The 11593-nt window shown below is 55.1% G+C and carries 12 protein-coding genes; 8 read left to right on the top strand and 4 right to left on the bottom strand.

Annotation, left to right across the window (positions count from 1 at the left end; genetic code table 11):
• Window positions 1-63 precede the first annotated feature (63 nt).
• Window positions 64-1749 (bottom strand): long-chain-fatty-acid--CoA ligase FadD1, encoded by a 1686-nt coding sequence (gene fadD1 / locus QWJ10_RS05970; protein ID WP_019367141.1) that lies wholly within the window; start codon window positions 1747-1749, stop codon window positions 64-66.
• A 325-nt stretch (window positions 1750-2074) separates the two neighbouring features.
• Here fadD1 and QWJ10_RS05965 point away from each other — a divergent pair, with 325 nt between their 5' ends.
• Window positions 2075-2539, top strand: a complete 465-nt coding sequence (locus tag QWJ10_RS05965) for a MaoC family dehydratase (protein WP_289924765.1) — start codon at window positions 2075-2077, stop codon at window positions 2537-2539.
• Between the two features lie 39 nt (window positions 2540-2578).
• Here QWJ10_RS05965 and QWJ10_RS05960 read toward each other — a convergent pair whose 3' ends face one another.
• A complete protein-coding gene (locus tag QWJ10_RS05960) occupies window positions 2579-3427 on the bottom strand; it encodes a glycine betaine ABC transporter substrate-binding protein (protein ID WP_026004140.1) in 849 nt (282 codons plus the stop codon).
• Between the two features lie 185 nt (window positions 3428-3612).
• On the opposite strand from QWJ10_RS05960, the gene QWJ10_RS05955 reads away from it, so the two are divergent.
• The 4 genes from QWJ10_RS05955 to QWJ10_RS05940 all read left to right on the top strand — a co-directional run bounded on the left by QWJ10_RS05955 (window position 3613) and on the right by QWJ10_RS05940 (window position 7289).
• Window positions 3613-4101, top strand: a complete 489-nt coding sequence (locus tag QWJ10_RS05955; RefSeq protein WP_010795121.1) for a GNAT family N-acetyltransferase — start codon at window positions 3613-3615, stop codon at window positions 4099-4101.
• Window positions 4102-4189: 88 nt separating this feature from the next.
• Window positions 4190-5497, top strand: a complete 1308-nt coding sequence (locus QWJ10_RS05950) for a serine/threonine protein kinase (RefSeq protein ID WP_125888233.1) — start codon at window positions 4190-4192, stop codon at window positions 5495-5497.
• Window positions 5490-6278 (top strand): VacJ family lipoprotein, encoded by a 789-nt coding sequence (locus QWJ10_RS05945; RefSeq protein WP_019367144.1) that lies wholly within the window; start codon window positions 5490-5492, stop codon window positions 6276-6278. The genes QWJ10_RS05950 and QWJ10_RS05945 overlap by 8 nt, the downstream gene beginning before the upstream one ends.
• 159 nt (window positions 6279-6437) lie before the next feature.
• Window positions 6438-7289: a pirin family protein gene (locus QWJ10_RS05940; RefSeq protein ID WP_289924748.1), complete on the top strand. Its 852-nt coding sequence runs from the start codon at window positions 6438-6440 to the stop codon at window positions 7287-7289.
• On the opposite strand, the gene QWJ10_RS05935 is transcribed toward QWJ10_RS05940, so the two are convergent.
• On the bottom strand, window positions 7283-8512 hold the full coding sequence (locus QWJ10_RS05935; protein ID WP_289924746.1) for a patatin-like phospholipase family protein: 1230 nt from the start codon (window positions 8510-8512) through the stop codon (window positions 7283-7285). The genes QWJ10_RS05940 and QWJ10_RS05935 overlap by 7 nt on opposite strands.
• 16 nt (window positions 8513-8528) lie before the next feature.
• A complete protein-coding gene (locus tag QWJ10_RS05930; RefSeq protein WP_289924745.1) occupies window positions 8529-9461 on the bottom strand; it encodes a lipid A biosynthesis lauroyl acyltransferase in 933 nt (310 codons plus the stop codon).
• Between the two features lie 123 nt (window positions 9462-9584).
• Between QWJ10_RS05930 and minC the strand changes: the two genes are divergently transcribed.
• The 3 genes from minC (at window position 9585) to minE (ending at window position 11586) form a co-directional block, all read left to right on the top strand.
• Window positions 9585-10346, top strand: coding sequence for a septum site-determining protein MinC (minC, locus tag QWJ10_RS05925; RefSeq protein ID WP_074824478.1), 762 nt, complete (start codon window positions 9585-9587; stop codon window positions 10344-10346).
• A 167-nt stretch (window positions 10347-10513) separates the two neighbouring features.
• Window positions 10514-11329, top strand: a complete 816-nt coding sequence (gene minD / locus QWJ10_RS05920) for a septum site-determining protein MinD (protein ID WP_010795128.1) — start codon at window positions 10514-10516, stop codon at window positions 11327-11329.
• Window positions 11326-11586 carry a cell division topological specificity factor MinE gene (gene minE, locus QWJ10_RS05915; RefSeq protein ID WP_010795129.1) on the top strand — a complete coding sequence of 87 codons (261 nt, stop codon included), beginning with the start codon at window positions 11326-11328 and terminating at the stop codon, window positions 11584-11586. Before minD ends, minE begins: the two co-directional genes overlap by 4 nt.
• The last annotated feature ends 7 nt before the right edge of the window (window positions 11587-11593 follow it).

The following is an 11593-nucleotide window of genomic DNA, read 5'->3' as shown; positions in this document are numbered from 1 at the left end:
CAGGTTTGCCCAAACGAAAACGACAAAGCCCCGAAAGTCGGGGCTCTGTGCAGGAAAAGCCGATCAGGCCTTGAGCTTTTTCAGCTCGGCATCACGCAATTCGCGGCGCAGAATCTTGCCGACATTTGTCGTAGGCAGACTGTCTCGGAACTCGACCTGCCTGGGTCGTTTATAGCCTGTCAAATTATCGTGCATGTGCTTGAGCACCTGCTCGGTCGTCAGGGAGGCACCAGGCTTAGGTACAACGAATACCTTGATCTGCTCGCCCGCCTTTTCATCCGGCACGCCAATCGCTGCACACTGCAGGACGCCTGGTAGCTGAGCCAGTACATCCTCCAGTTCGTTCGGATACACGTTGAATCCGGAAACCAGAATCATATCCTTTTTACGATCCACGATTCGGATATATCCGTCTGGATCGATTACTGCGATATCACCGGTACGCAGCCAACCTTCCGGACTCAATACCTCGGCAGTCGCCTCGGGGCGGTTCCAGTACCCCTTCATGACCTGAGGGCCCTGGACACAGAGCTCACCAGGCTGCCCGAACGGCTGGGCAACGCCATCCTCATCCACTACTTTACAGTCCGTAGAGGGTACCGGGATACCGATGGTGCCAATGCGTCGATGCTGGATAGGGTTCACACTGACGACAGGACTGGTCTCGGTCATGCCGTACCCTTCACAGACGCCACATCCGGTTACCTGCTCCCAGCGCTCGGCAACCGCGTGCTGCAAGGCCATACCGCCTGAAAGCGTTACCTTCAGAGCAGAAAAATCCAAGGCGCGGAAGGCCTCATTATTACACAACGCCACAAATAGCGTATTGAGCCCGACGAACCCCGTGAACTTCCACTTGGACAGGTCCTTGATCATTGTAGGCAAGTCACGTGGATTAGTGATCAGCACGTTGTGGTTGCCCAGAAGCATCATCGCCATGCAATGAAAAGTAAACGCGTAGATGTGATACAGCGGCAGCGGCGCGATTACGATCTCGCGGCCTTCTTTCATATTCGAGGCCATCAGAACCTGACACTGCAGCATATTGGCCAGCAGGTTCCGGTGCGTCAGCATGGCGCCTTTGGCAATACCTGTAGTACCTCCGGTGTACTGCAGCACAGCGACATCATCTCCGTGCGGCTGGCTTTCCTTGAGAGCACCCTGGCGCCCCTTGGCAAGTGCAGTCGTGAACTTCACAGCCTGAGGCAACCGGTAGGCCGGGACCATTTTCTTTACGTATTTGACTACGCTATTGACCACCAGGCGCTTGAGCGGAGGCAGCATGTCACCTACTTCCGTAATGATGACATGGCGAATCTGCGTATTGGGCAAGACCTGCTCGGCAAGGTGAGCCATGTTGGCCAGACACACCAGCGCCAGCGCACCGGCGTCCTTGAATTGGTGCTGCATCTCACGCGCGGTATACAGCGGGTTCGTATTGACGACGATCAGCCCCGCACGCATGGCACCAAAGACGGCAATCGGGTATTGCAGAACATTGGGAAGCTGTATGGCGATCCTGTCGCCCGGCTTGAGATCGGTATGATTCTGAAGATAAGCCGCAAACTGCCCAGACAGGCTATACAGCTCACGATACGTGAGGGTCTGCCCTAAATTACTGAAGGCAATCTTGTCGGCGAAACGCTCGCAGGACTCCCTGAGGACCGTCTGGACATTAGGATAACGATCAGGGTCGATCTCGGAAGCGATACCGTCCGGATATTTGTCCTTCCAGAAATTCGGGGTCATGGAAGCCCACTCCTAAGCGACAACGTGATCTTGTTGTGATTGTATCGCCTACTCATACGATGAAGGCGAGCCGAGATTATCAGCTTTGACAGGTCTCCACCAGCACCGAAAAGCGGACTCTTGGTAACGAAAATGACTAAAAAAAGATTTATGGTCACGAGTGGTATTTAGACAAACTCATAATACTCCGTCATAACCTGCTGAAATAGCAGAGAACGTGCCGTATCGCCGTAACTTGGCGTCCTTGGATTTAACGTTGAGTGCCGACTACGTCAGCATCGTCTTCCCTTTACCGTAACAACAGAGTACGAGATTTCTTTCAAGCATGACCGACAATATCCCATACGAAGCCCTGCAAGTAGGCCAAAAGGCCTCTGTCAGCCGTACCATCAAAGAACGTGATTTGCTCTTATTTGCCGAGGTTTCCGGTGACCGAAATCCAGTACACCTGGACGCCGAGTATGCCGCCAAGAGTGTCTTTCGTGAGCAGATTGCCCATGGCATGTTGAGCGGTGCGCTGATCAGCGCTGCTATTGCCTGTGAACTGCCCGGGCCAGGTTCCATCTATCTGGGACAAACTTTGAGCTTTAACAAGCCGGTCAAGTTAGGCGACACGCTAAAGGTCGAGATCGAGGTGTTGGAAAAGCTGCCGAAAAATCGAGTGCGCCTGGCTACACGGGTCTTCAATCAGAACGATGAGCAAGTGGTTGATGGGGAAGCTGAGGTGCTCGCCCCCAAGAAAGCATTGAGCATCGAATTGAGCACGCTTCCGCCAGTAACCATTGGCTAAATGAAAAGCCCCGCAAACGCGGGGCTTTTACCTTATCGTCTAGAGCCAGCTCTTGACCCGGTCAGGATGGGCTTTCAACCAGTCTTTTGCAGCCTGCTCAGGCTTTTTTCCCTCCTCAATGGCCAGCATGACTTCATTGACCTCTCCCGGCTGCCAGGAGAATTTTTTCAGGAAATCCCATACCGGCTTGGCCTTTTTTTCCAGTCCTGGATTAGCCATGGTACGTACCTGCTCGGAGCCGCCATAGACGCCCTTGGGGTCATCCAGAAACTTGAGCTTCCACTTGGCAAACATCCAATGAGGAATCCAGCCCGTGACTGCAACTGGCTTCTGGTCTCGCTCCGCACGTATCAGCTCGGCAATCATTCCACTGCCGGAGCTTGCCACCAGCTTGTAATCCAGATCATAGGCCTTGATCGCCTCCTCGGTCTTGATCATGACGCCCGCCCCGGCATCAATGCCTACGATGCGCCCACCAAAATCGCTTTTCTGGGCGGCCAGATCGGCAATACTGGAGGCTTTTACGTACTCAGGAACGATCAGACCGATCTTGGCGTCCGGTGTGTTCACGTTCAGGTCGGCGACATCATTCTTCATCTTTTCATAATAGGAACCATGGGTCCCAGGCAACCATGCCGAGAGCATGGCGTCCAGCTTGCCCCGTGCAACGCCTTGCCACATGATCCCTGCTGCAACCGGCATCAGCTTGACTTCGTACCCCAACTGCTGACGAATGACTTCGGCCGCCGTGAAGGTGGTCGCTACGCTGTCGGCCCATCCATCCACATAGCCAATGGTTACCGTTGGCTTGGCCGCCATAGCCAGATTGGCCATTGCCGACAGGAAGAGCACCATACCCAGGCCTACTACCTTTCGAAACATTCGCATCCTCTGTCCCCTTTTTGAAAACGGCATCACTGCGCCATCCTTATCTTCAAGGGCGACGAAAACGGGACTGCCCTGAGAGCGACCTGAGCAACCGCCATATGCGACACCCGCAATGAAATGGCACCTCTATTGCCTCCAGGAAACAGCCTCGGCATGCTTAGCGCTTTCGATGTCGAGGTTTCTACATGTCCCGCCTGAATATCCGCCCAGCTACTGACGCTGACGTTTCGCACATCCTGACTTTCATCAAAGAGCTGGCCGACTACGAGAAAATGCCTGAGCAGGTCATGGCGACTGAAGACAGCTTGCGCGCGACACTGTTTGGTGAGCGCCGTTACGCCGAGGTGCTTATTGGAGAAATAGACGGGACGCCTGCCGGCTTTGCCCTGTTCTTTCACAACTACTCAACATGGCTCGCCAAGCCGGGTATCTATCTGGAAGATCTCTATGTCAGCCCTGCTGCGCGTGGTGAAGGCCTCGGAAAGGCACTGCTTATCAGCCTGGCACGGCTGGCAGTAGAGCGTAATTGTGGGCGTCTGGAGTGGTCCGTGCTGGATTGGAACGAGCCTGCGATCCAGTTCTATCGCAGCCTGGGCGCCATCTCAATGGATGAATGGACAGTCAATCGAGTAACAGGCGAAACCCTGACCAATCTGGCCGAACGCACAATTTGATAGAGAGCCAACAAGCACAGCGCACCTTATTATCAGGCTGTGGTCATAGGCTTATTCCAATAAGCAACCCTGCGAAAGGATTCTCCTTATGCTTAGCCCGTTGCGCATCACAGCTCTCCTGGGTGCGCTCTTGCTTGGTCTTTCCGGTCGTGGTGTCGCAGCTGATATTGACGCTGCCACCTATGGCTACCCATTGACCAACCCCTTCGAAGCCACTATCACCTCCACGCCGCTGGAATTACAGCCACTGCTGCCTACTGATCTGGAAATTGATCAGAAAGACTACAGCATCAACTTGCGGCCTGAACGGGAGTACGAACTTCCGGATAACTTCTGGCCGGTCAAGAAGCTGCACTATCGTCTGGCGATGCAGGATCATGCGGCGCCGCTGATCTTCATCATTGCCGGAACCGGCGCCAACTACTCATCCAGCACACCGGAGTACCTCAAGCGTCTGTATTACAGTGCGGGTTACCATGTCGTTCAGCTTTCCTCACCCACCAGCTACGACTTCATGGCAGCGGCTTCCCGGCAGGCTACGCCCGGCTACACCCCTGGCGATGCAGAAGACCTCTATCGCGTCATGCAGGCCGTTCGCGCGCAGCACCCCAAACTGCCTGTAACCAAGTACTTTCTTACCGGTTACAGCCTGGGCGCACTGGATGCAGCGTTCGTCAGCAAGCTCGACGAGAGCCAGCGCAGCTTCAACTTCTCTCGTGTCTTGCTGCTCAATCCGCCGGTCAACCTATTGACCTCAGTGCGCAACCTCGATCGGCTGGTTCAGACCCAGGTCAATGGGATAACCAACAACCGGACGTTTTACGAGCTAGTCCTGGCAAAGCTGACCCGTTACTTCCAGCAGAAAGGCCATGTTGATCTCAATGAAGCCCTGCTTTTCGATTTTCAGCAGTCGCCCCAACGCTTGAGCAATGAAGAAATGGCGATGCTGATTGGTACATCGTTCCGCTTTTCAGCGGCAGACATTGCCTTTACATCCGATTTGATCAACCGTCGTGGCTTGATCACACCGCCCGACTACCCGATCGATCAGGGGACCAGCCTGTCGCGCTTCTTTGCTCGCGCTCTGCAATGCGATTTTGACTGCTACATGTATGACCAGCTCTTACCCTTCTGGGAACGGACGACCAAGGGCACCAGCCTGGCTGAACTGGCCAGGCAATCCAGCCTGACGGCATTGGAAGGCTATCTCAAGGAGAGCGACAAGATCGGCGTGATGCACAACGCAGATGACTTGATTCTTGGTCCTGGTGATATCGGCTTCCTACGTCGTACGTTCGGTAATCGCCTGACCCTTTACCCGCTGGGCGGGCATTGCGGCAATCTCAATTATCGCGTCAACGCCGACGCCATGCTGGAGTTCTTCGCCCGTGGCTAAATTCCTCTGCCTGCTTCCCTTACTGGCTAGCGCTTACGCTTTCGCCGATACGGATTCGTCAACTTTATCACCTTCACCCGTAGGCGCAGACGGGTTTACCAACCCCTTGTCCACGCTGAAATTCAACCCTGGCCTAGATCAGCGCGAGTTCGAGCGGGCGTCGCTCAATGCGCTGGATGTCTATGACCCACTGGAGTCCTGGAACCGCCGCGTCTACCACTTCAACTACCGCCTGGATGAATGGGTACTATTACCTGTCGTCAATGGCTATCGTCGGGTCACGCCGGGCTTCGTGCGAAGTGGCGTTAGCAATTTCTTCAGCAACCTGGGTGACATCAGCAATCTGCTGAACAGCACGCTGCAACTCAAGGGTAAAAGGGCTCTGAATACCACGGGGCGTCTGCTGCTAAATACTACTATCGGCGTCTTTGGCCTGTGGGACCCTGCTACGCGCATGGGACTAGCCAAGCAATCCGAGGATTTTGGCCAGACGCTGGGTTTTTATGGTGCTCCCAGCGGCCCTTATCTGGTATTGCCGTTACTGGGTCCGTCCAATCTGCGTGATGCCAGCGGTTTTGCGGTAGATACCTTGGCCGAGAATCAGATCAACTATCTGAATGTAAATGAGGAAAGCGGCCGTCACCCGGAGATTCTACTGTTACGCGGTATCAACCTACGTTACATCACCAACTTCCGGTATGGGCAGCTCAACTCGCCGTTTGAGTACGAGAAGGTCCGTTACGTCTATACCGAAGCACGTAAGCTTCAAATAAAGGAATAAGAAAGAAGCCGGCCTCGTGCCGGCTTCTTTCTAACCAAAATCATCATATTATTAGATACAAAAGACATATAATATGGATAAATAGATTAAAATAAATGAAGTATTATGATTTCATCTAGAGATCAGACACCTTGTCTGGCCGCTTGGAGAGTATGAATCATGTACCGCAACGTTCTTGAATTGCATACAGGCCAGCCCGCTTCTGATGGCGCGGGCGTACGCATGACGCGAGTATTTGCCGGCCAGGGCGTTGAGCGCTTCGATCCTTTTCTCATGCTGGACCAGTTCGATACAGCCAATGCAGATGACTATATCGGCGGCTTTCCAGCCCACCCTCACCGCGGCTTCGAGACCGTCACCTACATGCTCGAAGGTCGTATGCGCCACGAGGATCACCTGGGCAACCAAGGTCTTCTGAAGCCTGGTGGCCTGCAGTGGATGACGGCTGCTCGCGGTATCATTCACAGCGAAATGCCCGAGCAACAGGAAGGCCTGATGCGAGGCTTCCAGTTGTGGCTGAACCTGCCTGGCAAAACCAAAATGGGACCCGCCAGCTACCGTGACTATGAGCCTGCAGAAGTACCTCGCCTGACTACCTCACAGGGCGTTGAAGTTGTCGTGCTTGCCGGCCATTTTGATGACGGGGAACACCAGCAGCTGGGCGCCGTGCAGCGGCCGGATACGGACCCCTATTATTTCGACTTCATCATGCCGGCACAAAGCGCTATCAGTCCGCGCCTTCCCGAAGGGCATCGCGCCCTACTCTATGTGTATGAAGGACAGATTGAAGTCGAAAGCGATACCGTGGCGTCTGTAACGACCAATCGGCTGGTTCGCCTGAGCGATGAAGGGCAGCTGCGAATTCGATCCGCCCAAGGTGCTCGCGTGTTGTTGATTGCAGGCGCGCCGCTGAATGAGCCCATTGTTCAATATGGCCCCTTCGTGATGAATACACGTGAGCAGATTGAACAAGCCTTGCGTGACTATCAGCGCGGCGAGTTCGGTCAGTGAGCAGCGGCCAGCTCCAGCCCTAGGAACTGAATGAGTTGATCACGCTGGGCCAAGGCATCCCGCCGCCCAAGTGCGATCAACTCAGAACAGTAACCTGCCTCGAACAGCAGGTAGCTCAATACGGCAGACCCGCTTTTCTTTGTTGCACCAGGCCCACGAAGAAACAAACGCAGGGACGCTGGCATCTCATGTCGAAAGCGGGCCGCAATCTCAGCCAAGGGCTCGCTCGGTGCGATCACCAGCGTTTCAACCGGCTTTACACCAAGACGCTTCTGCTGCTCCGAGGGCGGAATCATTTGGCTCATCAAGTTGATACGCTCAAGCACCTCGGTGTCGCTTTCCAGACTATCGATAAACGTACTGTTCAGCAGATGCCCGCCTATCTGCGCCAGTGTAGGCGCCTTACCGGTTGCGGCAGAGGCGTCCTCCGAACGGGAGGCATCGGCGTGAGGGTTGTTGCTGACGCCCACGATCAATACCCGGTTAGCCCCCAGGTGCAATGCCGGACTGATAGGTGCCGCCTGACGCACCGAGCCATCGCCCAGGTATTCACGCCCCAGTTTGACTGCCGGGAAGATAAGCGGAATGGCCGAACTGGCCATTAGATGCTCGACATTCAGACGAGTGGGAAACCCAACCCGGCGATGACGCAGCCAGGGATCAATCGCACCGTGTCCCTGGTAAAAGGTCATCGAGTGGCCGGAGTCATACCCAAATGCAGTAATGGCTATAGCCCGCAGATGCCGGGCCTTAACTGCGGCTGTAATACCTGAAAAGTCCAGCTCCCGAGTTAGCAGTGCGCGTAACGGTGCATTATCCAGCAATGCCGCTGGCGTCTTGCCACGTATACCAAAGACATTCTGTCCAATGAAGTGACTGGCCTGCCGAATCACGCCGGGCCAGTCACTGCGGTAGACCTGATCAATATGAAAACTCTGCCAGACCTGGGTCAGGCGCTGACAGGCCAGTTGGAACTGCAGCGCACCACAGGCTAATACCGTTGCATTGATGGCACCCGCCGATGTTCCCACGATGACAGGAAAAGGATTGCGCGCACCCGCAGGCAGCAGCTCAGCAATGGCAGAAAGCACCCCTACCTGATACGCCGCCCGAGCGCCACCGCCAGACAGGATCAGCCCTGTAACAGGAACAGCCGAAGTAACGTCCAACACCCTTTCCTTGAGTCCGAGGTTAAACACATCGCCTTGAGCATAGCGTGTCATGGGTGCGCGACGGAACTCAGTCGCTTTTGGCGTACAGTTTGGGTTCGCCAGCTGGCCGCGTCTTGAAGCGACGGTGTGCCCATAAGTACTGCTCGGGCAGCTTACTGACTTCTTTTTCCACCCACTGGTTGATTCTTAGGCAGTCAGTCTCCTCTGTCTCACCCGGGAAGTCCTCCAGCGGCGGATGGATAACCAGGCGGTACCCTGACCCATCGGCCAGCCGCTCTTGAGTAAAGGGCATGACAAGTGCCCGGCCCAGGCGTGCAAATTTGGTGGTAGCAGTAACCGTAGCGGCCTGAATTCCGAATAACGGCACGAAGATACTTTGCTTGGCGCCATAGTCCTGATCAGGTGCGTACCAGATGGCGCGGCCGCCTCTGAGCACTTTCAACATGGCCCGCACATCTTCGCGCTCGATGGCAGTGGCATCCAGATTATGTCGCTCACGCCCCTTGCGCTGCACGTAATCGAACACTGCGTTTTTGTGTTCGCGGTACATTCCGTCGATGGTATGCCGCTGCCCAAGCAGCGCAGCGCCGATTTCGAGCGTCGTAAAATGCAACGCCATCAGGATGACCCCCTTGCTCTCTTGTTGGGCTCGCTGGAGGTGCTCGATTCCCTCGATATGAGCGAGCCGACTCAGGCGTGATCTGGGCCACCACCAGCTCATGGCCATCTCGATCAAGGCGATACCGTTCGATGCGAAATTTTCTCTGAGCACACGCTTACGTTCGGCCTCGCTCCATTGAGGAAAGCACAACTCGAGATTGCGCATCGCAATATGGCGTCGACTGGCAGAAACGTGCAGTATGACCCAGCCTATTGCGCGGCCCAGGCGAAGCAGTACGCAATAGGGCAGCTGGACGATCAGCCAGAGTACGCCCAATCCCAGCCAGAGCAGCCAATAACGGGGATGAAGAAAAGCAAGTCGAAAACGAGGGCGTTCCATCAAACATCCTGGTAAACATTAAACGGTACATTCTACATTCCTGACCGTTAGCAAGCAGCCATGCTTGCGACATGCTTGTCATCTCGTTATAAGTCCTCGGCATCTGACGCACGCGGTCCCAACATGAGCCAGGTTGATCTTCTCGATAACGATTCCGTATTCCAGCTAAAGGGCAACATGCTTGCCGTTACCGTGCTGGAACTCTCCCGCAACGATCTTTCACGCCTCGACCGCCAATTGGCACAGAAGGTGGCACAGGCGCCCAATTTCTTTCACGACACCCCGCTCATTCTATCGCTCGACAAGCTCGAGGAAGACGATGAGGTGCTTGACCTGGGTGCCCTGCTCGATCTCTGTCGCCGCCATGGCCTGCGAACCCTGGCGCTTCGAGCCAGGCGGCCTCTGGACATCCGGGCCGCCAACGATTTCGATCTGCCGGTGCTTCCTCCGGCAAGCGGTGCAGGGCGCGAGCGTGCCCTTGAGCTGCGCGAGCGGGAACCGGCAAAAGCGGCAGACCCTGCACCTGAACCGGAGAAGCCTGCCGAACCTGCCGTGAACCCCACCAAAGTCATTACGGCACCCGTACGCGGCGGCATGCAGCTTTATGCACCCGGTGGTGACCTGGTGGTGTTATCCTCGGTCAGTCCGGGAGCTGAATTGCTCGCAGACGGCAATATTCATGTGTATGGGCCAATGCGAGGTCGTGCCCTTGCAGGTGTGAAGGGCGACACAAAAGCAAGAATTTTTTGCCAGCAACTCACCGCCGAACTGGTCTCGATTGCTGGACAATACAAAGTAGCGGAAGACTTGCGCAGACATCCCCAGTGGGGAAATCCTGTTCAGATCAGTCTGTCTGGAGATGTGTTGAACATCACACGTCTTTAACGGATACTGCCGCGAATTTTTTACGAAGCGGTAGCGTCATCGATACCGCTTTCAGACCCGAATGGCGTCTGGAGTCCAGCCGAGTATTGTGTAGTGTTCCGGCGGCCATTTTTTGGTACTCCAGCCGTTCATTCCGTGAGCTTATTTCGAATTTAGGGTGAATCAGCTTGGCCAAAGTACTCGTAGTCACCTCCGGTAAAGGCGGTGTCGGCAAAACAACCACAAGCGCGGCCATCGGCACTGGTCTGGCCCTGCGCGGGCATAAGACCGTTATCGTCGACTTCGACGTGGGGTTACGTAACCTTGATCTGATCATGGGGTGCGAGCGTCGTGTTGTGTATGACTTTGTAAACGTCATCAACAACGAAGCCACGCTCACCCAGGCGCTTATCAAAGACAAGCGTCTCGAGAATCTGTATGTGCTGGCAGCCAGCCAGACGCGTGACAAGGATGCCCTTACGCTGGAAGGTGTCGGCAAGGTAATCGAAGAACTTAAGGGTAACTTCGAATATATTGTCTGTGACTCCCCTGCCGGGATCGAGAAAGGCGCCCATCTGGCCATGTATTACGCCGATGAAGCCATTGTCGTGACCAACCCGGAAGTCTCTTCCGTACGTGACTCGGATCGTATGCTTGGCCTGCTCGCCAGCAAATCCAAGCGCGCCGAAAACGGCGAGGATGCGATCAAGGAGCACCTCCTTCTGACCCGCTACAATCCAGAGCGCGTCAATAAGGGTGAAATGTTGGGCGTAGAGGATGTGGAAGAGATTCTGGCTATCCGTCTACTCGGCGTCATTCCTGAGTCGCAGGCTGTCCTGAAGGCATCGAACCAGGGTATTCCGGTCATTCTCGACGAACAGAGCGACGCCGGCCAGGCCTACAGCGACGCGGTAGAGCGGCTGCTGGGCAAGGAAATGCCTCATCGCTTCCTCGACGTGAAGAAGAAAGGCTTCCTACAACGACTATTTGGGGGGAGTGAATGAGCCTCTTTGCTTTCTTTCGCGATCGGAGGAAGCAAAACAGCGCTTCCATCGCCAAAGAGCGGCTGCAGATCATCGTCGCTCACGAACGCGGACGTCACTCCCAGCCTGACTACCTGCCTCAGCTGCAGAAAGATCTGCTGGAAGTCATCCGCAAATATGTACCGATCGAGCAGGACCAGATCCAGGTGGAACTGGAAAACCAGGGTAGCTGCTCGATTTTGGAACTGAACATTACTCTGCCAGACCGGGATCGTTGATCCCTGG

It is taken from the genome of Pseudomonas sp. WAC2, from assembly GCF_030403525.1.
Taxonomy (GTDB): Bacteria; Pseudomonadota; Gammaproteobacteria; order Pseudomonadales; family Pseudomonadaceae; genus Chryseomonas; species Chryseomonas luteola.
Note: the sequence above shows the minus strand (reverse complement) of the source record. Positions and strands in the feature narration are given on the sequence as shown.